The organism is Actinosynnema sp. NPDC050436 (assembly GCF_040655415.1).
Taxonomy (GTDB): Bacteria; Actinomycetota; Actinomycetes; order Mycobacteriales; family Pseudonocardiaceae; genus Actinosynnema.
This window is the reverse complement of sequence record NZ_JBFAJV010000007.1, coordinates 146,353-166,984: the sequence shown is the minus strand read 5'-3', so window position 1 is coordinate 166,984 and position 20,632 is coordinate 146,353. Positions and strand designations below refer to the sequence as shown.

Sequence of the window (20,632 nt, the reverse complement as noted above, 5' to 3'; positions counted from 1 at the left end):
GGGCCCGACCCCCCTGGGGGTGCTTGCACATGTCGACCGCGCTCGGCTCGTTGCGCCGGCTGGCGCTGGCCCCGTCGCTGGAGGAGGTGGCGTTCCGCGCGCGCGGCTTCCCCGGCGCGACCTCCCCGGACGCCGCCCGGCTCGAAGCGGTGCCGCAGGCGGTGGTCTGCGGCTTCGAGTGGGGCATCGACTCGCGCGACGGGTGGGAGGTGGCCCGCAGGCTCCGCTTCGTCGACCCCGGGCTGCGCGGCTTCGCCCACGAGGGCGCGGTGATGGCCTTCACCATCCGGGACGTGGCCGGACGCGGCACGCGGGTGCGCGACCTGCTCGAAGGGGACGGCGCGGAGCACCTGTTCGTGGCCTACATCGGCATCGGGTTCGCCATGGCGCGGCTGCCGCGCCGGCTGTGGCGCAAGGTCATGCCCGACCTGCCCGGCTCGCCGTACCACCCGGCGGTGAGCTGGCTGGCGGTCGACGGCTACGGCTTCGACCTCGCCTACTTCCACACCCGGCGGTGGGTGGACGAGCAGCGGGTGCCCGAGCCCTACCCGTGGCAGGGCCGCGCCGACTACTTCCCCCGCGCGGTCGACCAGGGCATCGGGCGGGCGCTGTGGTTCATCCACGGCGCGCGCGGCCCGGAGGTCGCGGCGGCCGTGCGCCGGTTCGACCCGGCCCGGCACGCCGACCTGTGGAGCGGGGTCGGCCTGGCCGCCACCTTCGCCGGCGGCGGTACCCCGGACGAGCTGTCCGCACTGGCCGGCGCGGCCGGCGGGCACCGCGCGGAACTCGCGCTGGGTGCGGTCTTCGCGGCCAAGGCGCGGGTGCACGCCGGATTCGTGCCGGAACACAGCACGATTGCGTCGGAAATGTTTACCGGCGGCTCGCCGGAGGCCGCCGCCGATCTCGTGGACGCGACCGCGCCCGGCCGCGAGGAAAGCGGTCCGGTGCCGCCGTACGAGGTGTGGCGCAGCGCGATCCGGGCCCATTTCACGGCGACCCGGCGATTCGTGCGGAGCTGACCGCATTCCGGCACAACCGGAGCGCACGCCAGGAGTAGACCACCGGCCCGGCGCACTGCGACGATTTTTGCAATCAGCTGTCCGGTCACCGGTTTGCCGGACTTTGGGAGGGGACCGAGGTGAGTGCACTGCGCGCCTTGCGGCGCCGAGTACTGACTCCCGGCATCGCCGAGACCACGTTGGCGGTGCGCGGGTTCCGGGTGAAGGACGACACGTCCCGGGAACTGCTGGAAACGGTCGGCCGGACGTTCCTGGCCGGCTACGCGCACGCCGTCGGAGCACGCCGGCCCCGGGACGCCGAGGAGCCGCTCGAAGCGATCCCCGCGCAGTTCCGGGGCTTCGCCTACGAGGGCGCCGGCATGGGCTTCGCCGTGCTCGACGGCCTGCCGTTCGGCGGCAACCGGCACGTCGAGCAGTTCCTCGAAGGCCGCGCCGCCGACCACGTCTACATGGTCTACGTCGGGATCGGCTGGGCGATGGCCCGGCTGCCCCGCTTCCGCTGGCCCGCCGACGCGCGGACCGACCCGCTGCTGCGCTGGCTGGTGCTCGACGGCTACGGCTTCCACCAGGCGTACTTCAAGACCGAGCAGTACGTGCACCACCAGTACGCCGACCCGCGCTTCCCGTGGCCGGCCGCCGGGCCGCGCTCGTACGCGGGCCGCGCGCTCGACCAGGGCATCGGCCGCGCGCTGTGGTTCGTCGGCGGCACCGACGCCCAGCACGTCGCGGACCTGATCGACCGGTTCCCCGAGCACCGCCAGGAGGACCTGTACGCGGGCGCGGGCCTGGCCGCCACCTACGCGGGCGGCGAGTCCGAGGACGAGCTCGTGCTGTTCCGGCACCGCTCCGGCCCGCACGCCGCCATGGTCGCCCAGGCGAGCGCGTTCGCCGCCGAGGCCCGGGTCAAGGCCGGCCTGGTGGTGCCGCACACCGGCCTGGCCACGCGGGTGTTCTGCGGCACCACGCCGGAGAAGGCGGCCCGGGTCACCCAGGACGTGCGCCCCGCACCGCCCGTCGTGGACGGCGCGGTGCCCGCGTACGAGACCTGGCGGCAGCGGATCGCCCGGCAGTTCGTCCACCAGGAAGGAGTCCGCAGGTGAGCACCACCGCAGCCTGGCTGCGCAAACAGCTGCCCGGGATCATCGCGCTGGTGCTCGTCGCGGCCACCTTCGCGGTGGCGCGGCTGCCCACGTCGTCGGCCGCCGAGAAGCGCGAGCTGGCGGCGCCGTTCGGGTTCTCGGCCGAGTCCGTCGCGCTGCCCGGCGGCTACACCCAGCAGTCCATGCGCGAGGTCAACCAGGACTACCGGCACATCGACGCGTGGATCTCGTCGGTCGGGTCCGCCATCGCGCTCAACGACCTCGACGGCGACGAGCTGTCCAACGACATCTGCTTCGTCGACGTCCGCACCGACCAGGTCGTCGTCACCCCCGCGCCCGAAGCGGGCAAGGAGCCGCGCTACGAGCCGTTCGCGCTCAGCGCCGGGTCGCTGCCGACCAACGACGTGATGGCGCCGATGGGGTGCGTGCCCGGCGACTTCAACGAGGACGGCCGGATGGACCTGCTGGTCTACCTGTGGGGCCGCACGCCCATCCTGCACCTGGCGAAGAGCGGCGCGAAGGACCTCACCGCCGACTCCTACACCCCGACCGAACTGGTGCCCGGCGCGAGCGGCGGCCGGTACTCGGGGCCGCAGTGGAACAGCAACTCGGCCACCGTCGCGGATTTCGACGGCGACGGCCACCAGGACATCTACATCGGCAACTACTTCCCGCACGGCCCGGTGCTCGACCCGGCGAAGGACTCCGGCGTGCAGATGAACCACTCGATGTCGCTGGCGCTCAACGGCGGCCAGGACTACCTGTTCCGCTGGACCGGCGCGACCAAGGGCGCGAATCCCACCGCGACGTTCGAGTGCGACGAGACGGCCATCCCGCAGGAGGCGTCCACGGGCTGGGCGCTGGCGTCGAGCGCCACCGACGTCGACGGCGACCTGCTGCCGGAGCTGTACCTGGCGCACGACTTCGGCCCGGACCGGATGCTGCACAACCGCTCCACGCCGGGGCGCTTCGAGTTCGCCCTCGTCGAGGGCGAGCGCAGCCCGCTGGAGCCCAAGTCCAAGAACGTCGGCAAGGACTCGTTCAAGGGCATGGGCGTCGACTTCGGCGACCTCAACGGCGACGGCGTCTACGACATGTACGTCAGCAACATCACCACGTCGTTCGGCATCGAGGAGAGCCACTTCGCGTGGATGAGCACCTCCGGCGACACCAAGGCGGTCAAGGACCAGCTCACCCGGGGCGTGGCCCCGTGGGAGGACGAGAGCGCGCCGCTGAACCTGGCGTGGTCGGGGTGGGGCTGGGACGTCAAGCTCGCCGACTTCGACAACAGCGGTGAGCTGGAGGTGGCGCAGGCGACCGGCTTCGTCAAGGGCGAGGTGAACCGCTGGCCCCAGTTGCAGGAGCTGGCCACCGCCAACGACTCCCTGCTGTCGAACCCGCTGTGGTGGCCGAACATGACCGCCGGCGACGACGTCTCGGGCAACCAGCGCTTCCACCTGTTCGCCAAGGACCCGGACGGGCGCTACACCGACCTCGCGCCCTCGCTGGGCCTGGACGTCCCGGTGCCCACCCGGGGCGTCGCCACCGGCGACGTGGACGGCGACGGCCGGCTGGACATGGCCGTCTCCCGGCAGTGGGCGGACCCGGTCTTCCACCGCAACACCGGTGCCACGGACCGGGACTCCCTGGGTCTGCGGCTGACCCTGCGGGGCGACGACGGCACCGCCGGCTCCCCCGCGATCGGCGCGCAGGTCACCGTGACCACGTCGGACGGCCGCAAGCAGGTCAACCGGGTCGACGGCGGCAGCGGGCACTCCGGCAAGCGCAGCCACGAGGTCCACTTCGGGCTGGGCGACGCCGACGGCCCGGTCGACGTGCACGTCGAGTGGCGCGACCGCGACGGCCGGGTGCACCAGCAGGACATGACCCTCTCCCCGGGCCGGCACCACGTCCGGCTCGGCGACCAGGCTGAGGAGGAGTGACCGTGGCCGAGACGACAGCGGCCCCGCCGGCGGCGGCCGGAGCGGCACCGAGCGCGCCGCACCACAACCCGAAGGTGATCACCGCCCTGCGGCGCTTCGCCATCTCCATCACCGTGTTCAACGTCCTGGGCTACACCGTGCTCGGCTTCGAGCAGCCGTGGCTGTGGCCGTTCATCGCGCTGGCCACCGGCTACCTGGTGGAGATCGGCCTGGAGGCGGTGTCCGCGCGGCAGGGCGGCCGGCCGCCCCGGTTCGCGGGCAACGGGTTCCGGGGCGTGGTGGAGTTCCTCTACCCCGCGCACATCACCGCCCTCGCCATGAACATGCTCATCTACGTCAACGACAACGTGTGGGCGATGATCTTCGGCGTGACGGTGGCCGTCGGCGCGAAGTGGGTGCTGCGCGCCCCGGTGCGCGGCCGGCTGCGGCACTTCATGAACCCGTCGAACTTCGGCATCACGGTGATCCTGCTGGTGTTCCCGTGGGCGTCGATCGCCCCGCCCTACCACTTCACCGAGCACGTCGGCACGGTGGTCGACTGGCTGATCCCGGTCATCATCATCGTGGCGGGCACCATGCTCAACGGGATGCTCACCGGCCGGCTGTGGCTGATCACGGCGTGGCTGGTCGGGTTCGCCCTCCAGGCGGTCGTCCGGGGCGTGCTGCTCGACGTGTCGATCCCGGCGGGGCTGGGCATGATGACCGGGGTGGCGTTCGTGCTGTTCACCAACTACATGGTGACCGATCCCGGCACCAGCCCGTCCCGCCCGCTGTCGCAGATCGCGTTCGGCGGCGGTGTGGCCGCCGTGTACGGCGTGCTGACGGGCATGAGCATCCCGTACGGCATCTTCTTCGCCACGGCGATCGTGTGCCTGTTCCGAGGCGGTTTCCTGTGGGCGCTGGACATCGTCGAGCGCGCGCGGCTCCAGCGCGAGGAGCAGCAGCGGGCGCAGGCCGCCGCCGCGCCGACCACGGAGGAACCCGGCGACGAACCCGCCGCCAAGTCCACAGTGGACCCGAGGCGCAACGGCGCGGTGCAGCCGGGTGAGGTCGTGCGGACATGACGCGCGCCGCGACCCGCACCGGGCGGACACCCCCGGGACCCCCGCGCAGCGCCACCCCCGGCCTGCTCCGCAAGCTCGCGGGGGACCGGCTGGCCCTGATGACCTCGGCGGCCGAGCAGTACGGCGACGCCGTCCGGATGGCCATCGGGCCCAAGACGCTGTACTTCTTCAACCACCCCGACCACGCCAAGCACGTGCTCGCCGACAACGCCGCCGCCTACCACAAGGGGATCGGCCTGGTGCACGCCCGCCGCGCCATCGGCGACGGGCTGCTCACCAGCGAGGGCGAGCTGTGGCGCAAGCAGCGCCGGGCCACCCAGCCGGCGTTCCAGCACCGGCGGATCGCCGGCCAGGCGGGCGCGGTCGCCGAGGCGGCGGGCCGGCTGGTCGACCGGCTGCGCGCCGGCACCGGCGGGCCGCCGGTCAACCTGACCGACGAGGTGACCGGCCTGACCCTGGACGTGCTGGGGCGCACCCTGCTGTCGGAGGACCTGTCCCGGTTCGAGCACATCGGGCACTCCTTCGAGGCCGTGCAGGACCAGGCGATGTTCGAGATGGTGACGATGAGCGCGGTGCCGATGTGGGTGCCGCTCCCCCACCAGCTCCGCTTCCGCCGGGCGCGCAAGGAGCTGCGCCGGGTCGTGGACCGGCTCGCGGCCCGGCGGGTCGAGCACGGCGGCGCGGACGGCGACGACGTGCTGTCCCGCGTGCTCGCCTCGGTCGCCGAGGAGCCCGACGCGGCGGTCGGCGAGCGGCGGCTGCACGACGAGCTGGTCACGTTGCTGCTGGCCGGGCACGAGACCACGGCCAGCACGCTCGGCTGGGCGTTCCACCTGCTCGACCGGCACCCCGAGGTCAAGGAGCGGGTGCGGGCCGAGGCGCGGGCGGTGCTGGGCGACCGCGCGCCGGTCTTCGAGGACCTGCACGCCCTGCGCTACACCGCGATGGTGGTCGACGAGGTGGTGCGGCTGTTCCCGCCGGTCTGGATCCTGCCGCGCCGCGCGCAGGCCGACGACGACGTCGGCGGCTGGTCCGTGCCGGCCGGGGCGGACGTCCTGGTCTGCCCGTACACGCTGCACCGGCACCCGGCGTTCTGGGACCGGCCGGACCGCTTCGACCCCGACCGGTTCGACCCCTCGGCGGCGCACGACCGGCCGCGCTACGCCTACCTGCCGTTCGGCGCGGGGCCCCGGTTCTGCGTGGGCAGCCACCTCGGGCTGATGGAGGCGGTGTTCACCCTCGCCGTGGTGACCCGCGAACTGGACCTGCGGGCCGTGCCCGACCGCCCCGTCGTGCCCGAACCGATGCTGTCGCTGCGCATCCGGGGCGGCCTGGCGGTGACCGTGCACCCGGCCGGCTGACCGGCGGTGCGCGAGAGGGTCGTCCTCCCGACTCCGGAGGACGACCCCTGCGCGCACCGGCCGTCAGGCGCCCGCGTTGGCCCGTGCGCCCAGGGCGTGCGTGCGCACGTCCAGCAGCGCCAGCAGGACCGGCGGGTCGAGGTTGCAGATCGGGCGCAGCGTGAGGTCCGCGCGCTCGACCGGTCGACCGGGCCGGACGGTGATCGGGCCGTGGGACGCCACCGACAGCGCGAGGTCCTGCGCGAACGGGCCGTCCCCCAGCATGGACTCGCGCCCCAGTGCCACGGACTGCGCGAGCAGGTGCCACGTGCCGGGCGGCACGGCGGTCAGCAGGTACGGGCCGGGCCGGCGCAGCACCGCGCACCGGATCGGCGCACCCTGCGGGATGCCGCCCGGGAACAGGCCGACGAACAGCAGCCCGGGAGGGCCCGCCGGCGCGGAGATCTCGCCCCGGACGACGGCCGTGCGCGCGTCCACGGCACGCCTGGCCATCGGGATGTGCCGGGCGAAGCCGCCCGACTGCCGGAACGTCGTGGGCGACACCCCGACGCTGCTCCTGAAGCGGGAGCTGAAGGTGCCGACGCTGGTGTAGCCGACGCGGTGGCTGATGTCCGTCACGGTCAACGTGGTGGACACCAGCAGCCGCTTGGCCTCCTGCAACCTGATGGCCGCCAGGAACCTGCCCGGCGACACCCCGGTCACCCGCTGGAACGCCCGCGAGAAGTGGAACTTGCTGTAGTTCGCGGTCCGCGCCATGTCGTCTATAGTAAATTGTTCACCGATGTTTTTGTGCATAAAATCGATGACTTGACCTACTGCTCGTTCGATAACCTGCACCACAAGTCGAACTCCATTCCACAGTGGTGTGCCGGGCACCGGACCGGACGACCCGGCACTGTCGACTCCCCCTTGGCGCGATTCCCGGTTCGTGCCTCGACCCCAGCGCGCCGTTGCGCTTTACGGTCTGCACCGCCCCCAGGCCCGGGAATCGCCCATGTTCGCAAGTTACCAGGGGCTGTCTCAGGTGTGCAAGCTGCGCGGACGAGCCCAAACAGGCCCCATCAAGATCATCTTCCGGGGCCGCGCAAGATCGTTTCGAACGATGTTTAGAACTCACCGAACCGGTCAATATGGCCGGCACCGCAGAGGCATTTTCCGATCATTTCCGGGCGCTCCGGGGGAATTTTTCAGAGCACCGCCGGTACCTCCGGAAGCCGTACCCGGGTGCTGCATCCAGCGGTGTGCCGGGTGCGTCCACGAGGACCTTCGGGTGCCCGAACCGGGTCCGCCGGGTACAGCACGGCACGCCCGGAGAAGCGCCGGCCGGTGCTGCGGCGCGACCATGGGACCAACCGCTCGGGCGATCACCCCCGGCCCACCGGGGCGACGCGGTACCCGCACCCGCGAGCACCGCCCATCACCATTTCCCGCCCGGAGAGAGGACCTGCCGTGCACTCGGACACCGCAGCGGATCGCGCCGTCCGCACCCTGACCCTGGAGGCATTCGCCGACACCATCGTCCCGGGCGCGAAGCGGTCGCCGGAGGACCGCGCCGTCGCGGGCGCGGCACCCGGCGGCGGAGCCGTCGACGCGGGCGCGGTCGCGCTGCTGGAAACGCCCGCCGCCGGCGTCGTGGACGGGCTGGACAGCCTCAGCCTCCTGCTCAACCAGCACGCGCGCGACTACGCCGCCCGGCTGGGCACCGCGCTGGACCCGGACGTGCCGCCGTTCGTCGCGCTGCCGTTCGCCCAGCGCACCGGCCTGGTCGCCGAACTGGTCGCGCCCGGCCACCCGGAGAAGGACGGCTGGGTCGCGCTGGCGCTGTTCAGCAACATGGCGTTCGACACCGGGGCGCACCTGCACACCACCGAGGCGATGGCGGCGGGCCACCCCGGGCTGCGCGCGATGGGGTTCGCCGAGCCGGACGCCGACGGGCTGTGGCGGTTCCCCGCGTACTCCTACCGCCGCGAACTGGCGCGGACGCACCCCGGCACGACGCCGGCCGGCGACCCGTCCTGACGATTGGAGCGTGCGATGACGAGCACCGAGAGCACCGACGTGCTGATCGTCGGCAGCGGTTTCGGCGGCGCGATCGCCGCCTACCACCTCGCGGCGGGCGGCGCGAAGGTCGTCGTGCTGGAACGCGGGCCGTGGTTGGAGGGCGAGGACTTCGAGCACGACTTCCTGCTCGGCTCCTCCTACACCAGGATCTTCGACTTCGTCGTCGGGGACGGGATGAGCCTGCTGGGCGGCAACTGCGTGGGCGGCGGCAGCGTGGTCTACTTCGCCGCGATGCCCCGCGCGCCCCGGTTCGTCTTCGAGCGCCGGGGCGGCGCGGACCGCCGGATGTGGCCCACCGCCATCACCCGCGACACGCTGGACCCCTGGTACGACAAGGTGTGCGAGGCCCTGCCGGTGACCCGCCAGGGCTGGGACGAGGTGACCTACTCCGGCGGCCTGTTCGCCGCGGCGTGCGACCACGCGGGCCGCACCGCGAACCCGGTGCCGGTGGCTATCGACACCGAGCGCTGCACGAACTGCAACTGGATGATGTCCGGCTGCCGGTTCGACGCCAAGCGGTCGCTGCTGCTCAACTACCTGCCGGCGGCCGTGGCGCACGGCGCGCAGATCCGCCCGCTGCACGAGGTGCAACGCCTGTCGCGCAACGACGACGGCGGCTACCGCGTGAGCTACAACGTGGTCCACGACGTCGACTACCGGATGAGCGTGGACAGCGGCGAGATCGACGCCAAGGTGGTGGTCCTCGCCGCCGGCGCGGGCGCGACCCCGGTCATCCTCCAGCGCTCGGAGGAGACCCTCGGCACGATGCCGCACGCGGTCGGCCGGTACTTCTCCGGCAACGGCGAGCGCCTCAACACCGCGATCGTCGACGAGGACCGGGCGCGCGACCTGCTCGGCCTGGGCCGGGAGGGCGGCCTGGCCTACGCCGCCAACCAGATCGGCAAGGGCCCCTGCGTGGCGAGCTGGGACGACCTGGACCCGTCGCTGCCGGAGTTCTCCCGCTTCTGCCTGGAGCAGCTCTACTTCCCGCCGGGCTTCGGCACCATCCTCGCCCAGGTGCCGGACGCGAGCGGGCCGACGTGGTTCGGCGCGGAGAAGAAGCGGCTCGTGGAGCAGTGGCAGTCGTGGCTGACCATCTTCGCCATGACCGAGGACGACAACGAGGGCGTCTTCGGCACCCCGCCGCCCACCGGCAACGCCGTGCGCATCTCGCAGCAGATGCTGGGCCGTGGCTCGATCTCCTACCGGCCCACGGAGAACACGCTCGCGGGCTGGCGGCGGTCCGACGCGGCGGTCAAGGACGTCATGGAGCGCGACGGGCTGTCCAAGGTCATGCCGTGGACCAACGACGTGGTGGGCGCGTACACCGTGCACCCGCTGGCCTCCTGCCGCATCGGCGACGACCCGGGGACCTCGGCGCTGGACGACGGGCACGAGCTGCGCGGCCACCCCGGCATCTTCGTCACCGACGGTTCGGCCGTGCCCGGAGCCGTCACGGTGAACCCCGCGCTCACCATCGCCGCGCTGGCCGAGCGCGCGATCCCCGGCATCGTCCGGGCGCTGCGCGACCGGGGCGTGGACGTCACCTACGGTGCGCCGTCCCCGGACGGCGGAACCGCCGGCCGGCGCGGCGTGGCCAGGTTCGCGCGGAGTTGACCCGGCACCGGGTCGAGCACGGCAGGAGATGCGCCGACCGCCCCCGGCGGGGCATGGTCGAGCGGTGCACGACGTCCGACCGGCGTTCCCACGCGGGCGCGTCCCGACGAGAGGCACGGAGGAGAAGCATGACCACGTCCGACCGGACCACGTCCCCGTCCGACCGAACGGCCGACAGGTCCACCGGAGTCCACAGTGGACTGTCAGAGGCCGACCAGGCCGCCATCGCGGCGCTGCCCCAGCGCATGGTCACGGGCTGGGCGGCGCACGACGCCGGGGCGATCGCCGACCTCTTCACCGAGGACGGCGTGATGATCCTGCCCGGCCACTACCGCAAGGGCCGCACCGAGATCCGCGAGTTCTTCGCCGCCGCGTTCGAAGGCCCGTACCGGGGCACGAAGGTCACCGGCACACCGTTGGACCTGCGGCTGTTCGGCGCGGACTCCGGCATCCTGGTGACCAAGGGCGGTGTCCTCGCACCGGGCGACAGCGACGTCACCGCGCAGCGCGCCATCCGCGCGTCGTGGGTGGTCGTCAAGCAGCACGGCGAGTGGCACCTGGCGAACTACCAGAACAGCCCCGCCAACGCCTGACCCGCACCGGCCGCGCCGACCGGTCGACGGGCGCACTCAGCAATCGGCGAGATGCGGCGGCCGGGGCGCGGGTGGGAGGGTCGTGGGGTCCTCCGGGCCGTGGAGCGACTCCGGCCCGCCGCGATCCCGGCGTCCGAGCACTCAGGGAGGAAATGGTGTCGAACAGCGAGATCCCGACGAGGGAGGACCTCGTCGGCCGTGCCTCGGAGGTGGCCCCGCTGCTGGGCGACCACGCCGCCTGGTCCGAGGAGAACCGCAGGCTGCACGACAAGTCGGTCGACGCCCTGGCCGACGCCGGCGTCTTCCGGCTGCGCGTGCCGCGCCGCCACGGGGGCTACGAGGCCGACACCCGCACCCTCGTGGACGTCGCCACCGAACTGGGCCGCGCGGACGGCTCCGCCGCCTGGACCGCGTCGGTGTACTGGATCCCCACCTGGATGACCTGCCTGTTCCCGGAGTCGGTGCAGGACGAGGTGTTCTCCACCCCGGACGTGCGGGTCTGCGGCACGCTGAGCCCGACCGGGACGGCGACCCCGGCCGACGGCGGCGTGGTGGTCAACGGCAAGTGGGGCTTCATCACCGGCGCGTGGCACAGCCAGTGGCAGGAGGTCATCGCCGTCCTGCTGGACCCGAACGGCGAACCGGCCCCGATCATGGCCCTGGTGCCCATGTCGGACCTGAAGATCGTGGACGACTGGCACACCTCGGGCTTGAAGGGCACCGGCAGCGTCAGCACCGTGGCCGACAACGTCTTCGTCCCGCACGACCGGGTGATGCCGCTGGGCGCGGTGGTGCAGGGCAGCCACGCGTCCCCGGCGAACGCGGACTCGCCGATCTACCGCGCTCCCCTGCTGCCGGTCGCCGCCGCGTCGTCGGTGGGCACCGTCGTCGGGCTGGCGGTTGCCGCGCAGGAGGCGTTCTTCGAGCGCCTGCCCGGCCGCAAGATCACCTACACCGCCTACGACGACCAGCGCGAGGCGCCGTTGACCCACCTCCAGGTCGGTGAGGCGTCGATGAAGGTCGACGAGGCGCGGTTCCACGCGCACCGGCTGGCGGACCTGGTGGACGCCAAGGGCGTCGACGGGTCGCCGTGGTCCATCGAGGAGCGCGCGCTGGCGCGTGCCGACCTGGGGGCGGTGTGCCGCCGGGCCAAGGAGGCGGTGGACATCTTCGCCACCGCCAGCGGCGGGTCGTCCATCTACAGCGACGTGCCGATCCAGCGCATCCGCCGGGACGTGGACGCGGTCAACCTGCACGCCCTGATGCACCCCAACACGAACGCCGAGCTGCACGGCCGCGTGCTGTGCGGGCTGCCCCCCAACACCCTCTACATCTAGCCCCTTCCCGGGAGGAGCAGCGGAACTCCTTCCACGACAACGGGTTCCGCGCCGCTCGTGCGGCGCGGGGCCCGTTGTCGGCGTTCCCGTCCCCAAGGAGGACGCCGGCACCGCTTCCCGTGCCGAACCACGTTCACCGGGCCGGGATCCGGGGTACCCGGGGACCGACAGGTCGCCGCACCCCGACGGGATCCGGTCATGACGCGAAGGTGTCCGCGCGGCACGTCGGCCCGGCTCGCCGGGCCCGTGCGATTACCCCAGGCCGGCGCTGGCCTCGGCGGGCGTCAACAGCCCTCCCCGGGCGAACTCGGCCTCGAACGCCTCGGCACCGAGGTGCGCGGTGATCGCGGCGGTGATCCGCTCCACGTCGCCCATCTCGGCGGGTGCGAGCGGCGCGTCCGCCGAGCGGCGGGAGGCGGCTGCGGCACCCAGCAGGCGGGCTGCCCGGCGGTGGTCGCCGTCCAGCGCCTGGGCGCCGGCCAGCCCCTCCAGCGACAGCACGACGCCGCGCGGGTCGCCCGCCAGCCTGCTCGCGATGCGCAGGCCCTTGAGGTGCAGGGCGCGGGCGGTGGACGCGTCCCCGCGCTGTTCGGCGATGAACCCGAGTTCGGGCGTGATCAGGGCCAGCGGCAGGGTGTCGCCGACCTCGTCGGCCTCGCGCGGCAGCCACGACAGCACCGCGCCGAGCTGGCTGTCGGCGAGGTCGAGCTTGCCCTCCCGGCGCGCGGCGATGCCCAGCCCCATGGTCGCGAAGACCTCGCCGGGCTTGTAGCCCTGCTCGACGGCCAGCCGCTTCGCGCGCTCGTGGTACTCCCGCGCCACCGAGAAGTCGGCCTTGAGCATGGCCATCCGGCCCAGCCAGGACAGCCGGCTGGACACCTCGGGCCACAGGCCCAGCTCCTCGGCGGTGCGCAGGCCGTCCCAGTGCAGCGCGCCGGCGTACTCGTAGTCGCCGACGATCTCGGCGAGCGTGGTCAGCGAGTCGGTGGCCTGCAACTGGCCCCACCGGTCGCCCAGCCGCACGAACAGGTCCATGCTGTCGCTGCCGAACGTCTTGAGCGCGGCCAGGTCGCCGCGCACCATCCCGTTCTTGGCGAGCGTGCTCAGCGCCGCCGCCTCGCCCCACCGGTCGCCCAGCTCGCGGAAGGCGTCCAGGGCGCGGGCCACCAGGTGTTCGCTGGTGGCCAGGTCGGCGAAGTCCGAGCCGACGAAACCGAGGAACCAGCGCGCCCGCGCCAGGCCCGGCGCGTCGTCCAGCTCCTCGTAGGCGGCCAGCGCCTCGGCACCGCGCCGCACCGCCGACTGGTCGCCGGCCACCAGGGCGAGGCCCTCGCGCCACACCGCCGCGCGCGCCCGCAGCACCGGGTCGCCCGCGTCGAGCGCCAGCGCGGCGGAGCACGACTCGACGGCCTCGCGCAGCCGGCCGCGCAGGAACCAGTACCAGGCGGACGCGGTCACCAGGCGCAGCGCCTCGTCCGCCGCGCCGGCGGCCACCGCGTCCGCCAGGGCCGCGCGCAGGTTCGCGCTCTCCACGTCCAGCCGGGCCAGCCACAGCGCCTGCTCGGGGCCGCGCAGCTCCGGGTCCGCGCCCTCCGCGAGGTCCAGGTAGTACCGGCGGTGCCGCTCGCCGGTGGCGGCCCGGTCGTCCCGGTCGAGTTCGCGGCAGTACTCGGCGATGGTCTCCAGCAGCCAGTAGCGCGCCGCGCCACCGGAGTAGGAGACCCGCACCAGGCACCGGTCGACCAGCCGGGCCACCAGGTCCAGCACGTCCCCCGGGTCGATCCCGCCGCCCGCGCACACCGCCTCGGCGGCGTCCACGGCGCACCCGCCGGCGAACGCGGTGAGCCGCACCAGGACCGTCCGCTCCTGTTCGGACAGCAGCTCCCAGCTCCAGTCGATGGTGGCCCGCAGCGTCCGCTGGCGCTCGGGCACACCGCGAGGACCGCTGCCGAGGACCCGGAACCGGTCGTCCAACCGGGACAGCAGGTCGGCGACGCCGAGCGTGCGCACCCGGGCGGCGGCCAGCTCCAGCGCCAGCGGCAGGCCGTCGAGCCGGCGGCACAGCCGGGCCACTGCGCGCGCGTTCGAGCGGTCCAGCCGGAAACCCGGTGCGGCGGACGTAGCACGGGCGACGAACAGCCGCACCGCGCTGAAGGCCCCCAGCGCGGCGGCGTGGTCCTCGACGTCCTCGGTGGGCACGCCGAGCGAGGGCACCGACCACAGCGCCTCGCCGACCAGGCCCAGCGGTTCCCGGCTGGTGGCCAGCACGCGCAGGCCCGGTGCCGAGGCGAGCAGCGCGCCCGCGACCTCGGCGACCCCCGCGACGAGGTGCTCGCAGTTGTCCAGCACGAGCAGCAGCTCCTTGTCGGCGAGCGCGCCGACCAGCAGGTCCAGCGGCGTGCCCGGGTCGGCGGTCGCCTCCCGCACGCCGAGCACGGCCAGCACCGCGCGCACCACCGCGTCGGCGCCGCCACCGCGCGCCACCGGGGCCAGCTCGACCAGCCGGACGCCGTCGGGGAACCGGTCCGCGCAGCTGCGGGCGACCTCCAGCGCCAGCCGGGTCTTGCCGATCCCGCCGAGGCCGAGCAGCGTCACCAGCCGTTCACCGGACAGCAGCGCGCACAGCTCGGGCACGGCGTCCTCCCGGCCCACCATCGGGGTCAGCGCCACCGGCAGGTTCGTGCGCAGCACGGCGTCCTCGGCCGGGAACAGCGCCGGGTCGTGCCGCAGGATCGCCTGGTGCAGCGTGGTGACCCGGGGGCCCGGCGCGACGCCGAGCTGGTCGTCCAGCACGGCGTGCAGCTCCCGGTAGGACGCGAGGGCCTCGCCCTGGCGGCCGGCGCGGTAGAGCGCGAGCATGTGGACGGCGCGCAGCCGCTCGCGCATCGGGTGCAGCGCCACCAGGTCCGCCAGCTCCGCCACGACCGAGCCGGGGTCGGCGAACCCCAGCCGGGCCTCCGCCAGGTCCTCCAGGGCGACCAGCCGCTCCTCGTCCAGCCGGGCGGTGCAGGCGCGGACGAACTCGTAGTCCGCGAAGTCGGCGAACGCCGCGCCCCGCCACAGGGTCAGCGCCTCGGACAGCAGCGTCGCGCGCACGCGCAGGTCGCCGGCGGCGCGGGCGCGGCTGACCAGCCGCTCGAACCGGTCGGCGTCCACCGCCTCGGCCGGCGCGTCGAGCAGGTAGCCCGGTGCCCGGGAGACCACCAGGTCCCGCCCGCCGGACTCGGCGGCGGCCAGCACCTTGCGCAGCCGCGACACCTTGAGCTGCACGGCGGCGGCCGGGTTCGCCGGCGGCCGGTCGCCCCACAGCTCGTCCACGATCAGGTCCACGGACACCAGCCGCCGCCGGTGCGTCAGCAGGACGGCGAGCAGCGCGCGGATCTTCGACTCGGGGATCTCCACCTCGTCCCCGGCCGTCGTCCGCGTCTCCAGTGGTCCGAGCACCCCGAAACGCACCGGACAACCGTAGCGCGACCCGACCGGGAGTTCGCGGACAACCGACCGACAGCACTCCGACAGCGCTCCCCGCCACACTGCCCACGGGACGCGACACCGGGCTCCACCGCCCCGCTCACCAGGGCGGACCGCCGGAGTCCCGGGGTGCGAGCCCGTCGCACGGGTCGGCGTGCGCCCGGCCGTCCGACGAGATGCGAAAGGACGTTCTACCCATGGAACCGAACACCGCCACGGAGTCCCCGGGGCCGAAGGCCGGCAAGAGGGAATGGATCGGTCTCGCGGTTCTCGCCCTGCCGACCCTGCTCCTGTCGCTCGACATCAGCGTGCTCAACCTCGCGCTGCCCCACCTGAGCGCCGACCTCGGCGCCACTGCCACCGAGCAGCTCTGGATCATGGACATCTACGGGTTCATGATCGCCGGCTTCCTGATCACCTGGGGCGCGCTGGGCGACCTCATCGGACGCCGCAAGCTGCTGCTGATCGGCGCGACCGTCTTCGGCGCGTCGTCCGTCCTGGCCGCGTTCTCCACCTCGCCGGAGATGCTGATCGCGGCGCGGGCGCTGCTGGGCATCTCGGGCGCGACCCTGATGCCGTCGCTGCTGGCCCTGATCAGCAACATGTTCCGCGATCCCAAGCAGCAGGGCATGGCCATCGGGGCGTGGATGAGCTGCTTCATGGGCGGCATGGCGATCGGCCCGGTGGTCGGCGGTGCCATGCTGCAGAACTGGTGGTGGGGCTCGGTCTTCCTGCTGGGCGTGCCGGTGATGGCGCTGCTGCTGGTGCTCGGCCCGGTTCTGCTGCCCGAGCACAAGGGCGACGGCGGCGGCAAGCTCGACCTGGTCAGCGTCGCCCTGTCGCTGCTGACGCTGCTGCCGTTCGTCTACGGCGTCAAGCACCTCGCCATCGACGGCGTCACGGCCCTGTCGGTCGGCGGCGTCCTGGTCGGCCTGGTGTTCGGCGCGCTGTTCGCGGCCCGGCAGCGCAAACTGGAGCACCCGCTGCTGGACCTGCGGCTGTTCGCCAACCGCACGCTGTCCTCCGCGCTCGGCGTCGCCCTGATCAGCTCGGCCACCATGGGCGGCATCACGCTGCTGGTGTCGGTGTACCTCCAGCAGGTGGCGGGCCTGGACCCGTTCATCGCCGGGCTCTGGCTGGTGCCGGCGTTCGCGCTGGCGGTGCTGGGCAACATGGTCGCCCCTGCGGCGGCGGCGAAGTACAAGCCCGCGCACGTCATCGCGGTCGGGCTGCTGGTCACCGCGCTCGGCCTGGTGCTGCTGACCTTCACCGACTCGGTGGGCAGCGTGGCGCTCGTCGTGGTCGGCTACGCGATCGCGTTCGCCGGCACCAGCCCGATGGGCGTGCTGAGCACCCAGCTCGTCGTCGGCTCGGCCCCGCCGGAGAAGGCCGGCGCGGCGTCGGCGCTGTCGGAGACCAACGGCGAGTTCGGCATCTCGTTCGGCATCGCGGTCCTGGGCACCATCGGCGCGGCGGCCTACCAGTCGGCGGTCGTCGTGCCGCGCGACCTGCCGCCCGCCGACGCCGAGGCGGTCAACGACAGCCTGCCCGCCGCCGCCGACGTGGCGTCGCGGCTGCCGGGCGACCTGGCGGACCAGGTGCTGGGCGCGGCGCGGGCCGCGTTCACCGACGGCCTGCACGTCGTGGGCTGGATCGCCGGCGGCGCGATGGTGCTGCTGGCCGCGCTGGTGGTCGCCGTGCTGCGGCACGTGCCCGCCCCGTCCGCCGAGGGCGGGCAGGACGAGCCGGTCGACCGGGACACGACCGCGCAGGACGCGACCGACCGGGACACGACGGGCCGGGACGCGGCTCGGCAGGTGTCGGAGGAGCAGCACACCGGCCGTCGGTGACGGCGGGTGCTCGCGACGGTGGCCGGGGACGAGAGGACGTCCCCGGCCACCGTCGCGAGCGCCCTCCCCCGGGGGTGTCCCTATGGATCTTGTCAAACAGGAACTCGATCAGTTGTGGTCGGTGAGCCGGTTCGTGAGGTCGTCCAGGCACGTGCCGAGTTCCTGTGGGCTCGCCAGTTCGTAGTGAACCTGGTCGATGACGCCGGTCACGATGTTCCCGGCGGCGAGTTCAGCCTCACCACTCGTCCAAACGATGAGTCGGGCCAACAGTTCGCCGGTCCCGCAGTCGACCCATGCGGCGGATTTGTCACGTTCAGGGCCGAACGTGAGCTGCCATTGGACCCCCGCGCGTTCCCACTGCGGCGCGTGTGCGTGCACGGCCGCAGCGAACTGGGCGAGGTCGAGTTCGATCACGGTGGTGATGCTATGCGGCTGCGGTGGTCTCCGACGCCCGATAGAAGGTCTTGGTGCGCAGCATCGCGAACAGCACGTCGCAGCGGCGCCGGGCCAGGCGGATCAGGGCGGCGTTGTGCTTCTTCCCCTCAGCCTTCCTCCGGTCGTGATAGGCCCTGCTGGTGGGATCGGACAGTGCGGCAATCGTGGCCAGGAAGAACGCCCGTTTGAGCTTGCGGTTGCCGGTGCGCGCGGGATGCTCACCCTTGATCGAAGACCCTGAACTGCGGGTGACCGGGGCGATGCCGACGTAGGCGGCCAGACGCGCGGAGGACTTGAACGCCGAAGCGTCGCCGATCTCCAGCAGGATCCGGGCGGCGGTCCTGACACCGATGCCGGGCATCGAGGTCAGGACCCCGGCAAGGGAGTGCGCATCGAGCATCCCTCGACCTCGGTGGTGACCTGTTTACGTTGCTGGAGCACGGTTTTCAGACTGTCCGCGAGCCGGGGCAGCACGGCGTCCGCCGCTGCGGTGCCCGGAACAGTGACGGTCTGCTCGTCCAGCGCGGCCAGGATCGCGGTGACCAGTCTGTCGTCCATGCGGGGTGCGTACGCGGTGGCGATCGTGATGAGTTTGCGTCGGCCGGCGGCGCGGATGCCGGTCGGGCCGCCGCAGCGGGACAGGATCTCCAGCACTGCTGGGTGGCTGGTCCCGGAGCCGATGGCGCGTTCGAGTGCGGGGTGGATGCCGGCGAGAAGGCCGCGGATGCGGTTGCCGATGCGGGCTGCTTCGCCGGCCAGATCGTCGTCGAATCCGACCAGCACCTCCAGTTCGGCCAGGGCGTCGTCGCCGACGTCGACGGGGCGCAGGGTGTGCGGCAGCGTCCGGGCGGCGTCGGCGATGATGAACGCGTCCCGGGCGTCGGTTTTCGCGCGTCCGAGGTAGAGGTCGGCGATGCGGCGCATGGCCAGGCCGGGCAGGTGGGCGACCCGGTGCCCGGCGGCGCGGACGACCGCGACCAGCAGCTCACCGTGCGTGGCGAGCTTGTCGAACAGCGTCCGCAGCCTGGGTTCGCTGTTGGACAGCGGGCCGTCGTGCAGGCGTTTGCCGGCCGGGTCCAGGCCGACCGCGTGATGCGTGCCCTTGCCCACGTCCAGGCCCAGGAACACACCGAAACCGCTGCTCATCCACCATGCCCGATCGTTCGTCCCGGGTGCTCGCCGGTCGGGCGCCGAGCGCCGGCACCCACGTTGCGACGAGACCTGCCCGGAGGGCGGCCGTGTCCCTATCAGCGGTCCCTCGATGCCACCGGGTCCGGTGACACCACCCCCGGATCATGCCTTCGACTGGGGGCGTCAGTCATGCCGGACCCGGCGACCACAGCTCCTCGATCAGGAACCACGAAAAGGTAACGGGGGCACACCCCCTCAGATCACCCGGACCTCCGGCACGTACATGATCCACTTCCCGCCGTTCTCGCGGAATCCCCGCTCTTTCGCCATGATTTCCTCCGCGTGGTTCCAGGCGAACAGCACGGCGTATTCCGGGTAGTCCCCGGTGAAATCGCCCGGCGGCCGGACGGGAATGCCCGAACCGGGTGACAGGGTGCCCTGCTTCTCCGGCGTCGAATCGCACACGAACGACACCAGGTCCGTGCCGATCCCGCAGTAGTTGGTCACCGTCGCGCTCTTCGAGGTGGCCCCGTAGCCGACCACCGTCCGCCCTTCCGCGCGCAGCCGCTCCAGCAGCGCCACCAGCTCGTCGCGGACCCGGTCGACGCGGTCGCCGAAGGCGGCGAAGGTCGCCGGGTCGGTCAGCCCGAGCTCGTCCTCGCGCTCCAGCGCCTCGCGCACGGAGGAGTCCCGCCTGCGCGCCCCCCGGAGGGTGACCGTGTAGCGGATCGTGCCGCCGTGGGTGTCCAGGTGCTCGACGTCCACCAGCTCCAGTCCGAACCGCGCGACCATCGCGCCGACCGACCGCACCGAGAACAGGTAGAAGTGCTCGTCGTAGACCTGGTCGAAGTAGGTGTTCTCTATGATGTCGCCCAGGTAGCGGTCCTCGAAGACGAACGCGCCGTCCGGTGCCAGCAGGGCCGCCACGCCGCGCAGGATCGAGTCGATGTAGGCGATGTGGCTCAGCGTGTTCGCCGAGTAGATGACGTCGGCGGGCCCGTGCTCGGCCCGGACCTCCCGGGCGAGGGACTCCTCGAAGAAGTCGACCCGGACGTCGATGCCCTGCCGCGCGGCCACCTCGGCTGCCCCGCCGGACGGGTCGACGCCCAGGTGCCGCACCCCGGCCTCGCTGATCGTCCGCAGCATCACGCCGTCGTTGCTGCCGATCTCCACCAGGAACGGGTCCGGCCCGGCCAGCTCGGTCTCCACGAACCGCTCCGCGACCTCGCTGAAGTGCTTGCGCATCCAGGCCGACCCGGACGCCCGGTACGGGTAGTCGGCGTGGAACATCCGGCCGCGCGGCAGCTCCTCGGCCTGCTGGACCATCGCGCACGACGTGCACAGGCCCACCGCGAGGCGGTAGAAGAGGGTGCGCCCGACCTGCTCGGGCGGCAGGAACGCGTTCGACACGGGCTGCCGCCCGAAGTCGAACCACTGGCGCACCTCACCACCGCAGATCCGGCACGGGAACGTGTTCTCCGCTTTCCGACCGACGGTCGGCGCAGTCGATTTCTCGGTCATATTCCGAGTATCGGCGGAGGCCCTCGGCGAACCCTTCTCCCAGAATGCGGACGTCCCCTCCGGCGCGATGCCGCACGATCGGAGATGCGCCGTTCGCGGCGCACCGGACACGATGTCGGAGGAGGTAGC

General features: G+C 72.8%; 14 protein-coding genes and 1 pseudogene. 10 read left to right on the top strand and 5 right to left on the bottom strand.

Features of this window, described 5'->3' with window-relative positions; translation table 11 throughout:
• The first annotated feature begins 29 nt into the window (after nucleotides 1-29).
• From AB0I60_RS19285 to AB0I60_RS19265, 5 genes are all read left to right on the top strand, one after another.
• Nucleotides 30-1,019 (top strand): DUF1702 family protein, encoded by a 990-nt coding sequence (locus tag AB0I60_RS19285; RefSeq protein WP_360731588.1) that lies wholly within the window; start codon nucleotides 30-32, stop codon nucleotides 1,017-1,019.
• 119 nt (nucleotides 1,020-1,138) lie between these two features.
• Nucleotides 1,139-2,119 carry a DUF1702 family protein gene (locus tag AB0I60_RS19280; RefSeq protein WP_360731586.1) on the top strand — a complete coding sequence of 327 codons (981 nt, stop codon included), beginning with the start codon at nucleotides 1,139-1,141 and terminating at the stop codon, nucleotides 2,117-2,119.
• Nucleotides 2,116-4,062: a CRTAC1 family protein gene (locus tag AB0I60_RS19275; protein WP_360731584.1), complete on the top strand. Its 1,947-nt coding sequence runs from the start codon at nucleotides 2,116-2,118 to the stop codon at nucleotides 4,060-4,062. Before AB0I60_RS19280 ends, AB0I60_RS19275 begins: the two co-directional genes overlap by 4 nt.
• A 2-nt stretch (nucleotides 4,063-4,064) precedes the next feature.
• A complete protein-coding gene (locus AB0I60_RS19270) occupies nucleotides 4,065-5,126 on the top strand; it encodes an enediyne biosynthesis protein (RefSeq protein ID WP_360731582.1) in 1,062 nt (353 codons plus the stop codon).
• A complete protein-coding gene (locus tag AB0I60_RS19265; RefSeq protein ID WP_360731581.1) occupies nucleotides 5,123-6,487 on the top strand; it encodes a cytochrome P450 in 1,365 nt (454 codons plus the stop codon). The genes AB0I60_RS19270 and AB0I60_RS19265 overlap by 4 nt, the downstream gene beginning before the upstream one ends.
• A 63-nt stretch (nucleotides 6,488-6,550) precedes the next feature.
• Here the strand turns inward: AB0I60_RS19265 and AB0I60_RS19260 are convergent, their stop codons facing one another.
• A complete protein-coding gene (locus tag AB0I60_RS19260) occupies nucleotides 6,551-7,282 on the bottom strand; it encodes a helix-turn-helix transcriptional regulator (RefSeq protein WP_360731580.1) in 732 nt (243 codons plus the stop codon).
• 654 nt (nucleotides 7,283-7,936) lie between these two features.
• On the opposite strand from AB0I60_RS19260, the gene AB0I60_RS19255 reads away from it, so the two are divergent.
• From AB0I60_RS19255 to AB0I60_RS19240, 4 genes are all read left to right on the top strand, one after another.
• Entirely contained in the window at nucleotides 7,937-8,506 is a 570-nt protein-coding gene (locus AB0I60_RS19255) for a DUF5987 family protein (RefSeq protein ID WP_360731579.1), read from the top strand.
• Between the two features lie 15 nt (nucleotides 8,507-8,521).
• Nucleotides 8,522-10,165, top strand: coding sequence for a GMC family oxidoreductase (locus AB0I60_RS19250; protein WP_360731577.1), 1,644 nt, complete (start codon nucleotides 8,522-8,524; stop codon nucleotides 10,163-10,165).
• Between the two features lie 128 nt (nucleotides 10,166-10,293).
• Complete coding sequence (locus AB0I60_RS19245) at nucleotides 10,294-10,758, top strand: SgcJ/EcaC family oxidoreductase (protein WP_360731575.1); 465 nt, start codon at nucleotides 10,294-10,296, stop codon at nucleotides 10,756-10,758.
• Between the two features lie 155 nt (nucleotides 10,759-10,913).
• A complete protein-coding gene (locus tag AB0I60_RS19240; RefSeq protein WP_360731573.1) occupies nucleotides 10,914-12,095 on the top strand; it encodes an acyl-CoA dehydrogenase family protein in 1,182 nt (393 codons plus the stop codon).
• A gap of 252 nt (nucleotides 12,096-12,347) precedes the next feature.
• Here the strand turns inward: AB0I60_RS19240 and AB0I60_RS19235 are convergent, their stop codons facing one another.
• Nucleotides 12,348-15,551, bottom strand: a complete 3,204-nt coding sequence (locus tag AB0I60_RS19235; protein ID WP_360731571.1) for a BTAD domain-containing putative transcriptional regulator — start codon at nucleotides 15,549-15,551, stop codon at nucleotides 12,348-12,350.
• 212 nt (nucleotides 15,552-15,763) lie between these two features.
• Between AB0I60_RS19235 and AB0I60_RS19230 the strand changes: the two genes are divergently transcribed.
• On the top strand, nucleotides 15,764-17,416 hold the full coding sequence (locus AB0I60_RS19230; protein WP_360731569.1) for an MFS transporter: 1,653 nt from the start codon (nucleotides 15,764-15,766) through the stop codon (nucleotides 17,414-17,416).
• A gap of 108 nt (nucleotides 17,417-17,524) precedes the next feature.
• On the opposite strand, the gene AB0I60_RS19225 is transcribed toward AB0I60_RS19230, so the two are convergent.
• The 3 genes and pseudogenes from AB0I60_RS19225 to AB0I60_RS19215 all read right to left on the bottom strand — a co-directional run bounded on the left by AB0I60_RS19225 (nucleotide 17,525) and on the right by AB0I60_RS19215 (nucleotide 20,503).
• The gene (locus tag AB0I60_RS19225; protein ID WP_360731568.1) at nucleotides 17,525-17,830 is read right to left on the bottom strand and encodes a hypothetical protein; all 306 of its coding nucleotides are present in this window, start codon (nucleotides 17,828-17,830) and stop codon (nucleotides 17,525-17,527) included.
• 10 nt (nucleotides 17,831-17,840) lie between these two features.
• A pseudogene (locus AB0I60_RS19220) lies at nucleotides 17,841-18,997 on the bottom strand (IS110 family transposase).
• 240 nt (nucleotides 18,998-19,237) lie between these two features.
• Nucleotides 19,238-20,503, bottom strand: a complete 1,266-nt coding sequence (locus AB0I60_RS19215; protein ID WP_360731567.1) for a class I SAM-dependent methyltransferase — start codon at nucleotides 20,501-20,503, stop codon at nucleotides 19,238-19,240.
• Nucleotides 20,504-20,632: the final 129 nt, after the last annotated feature.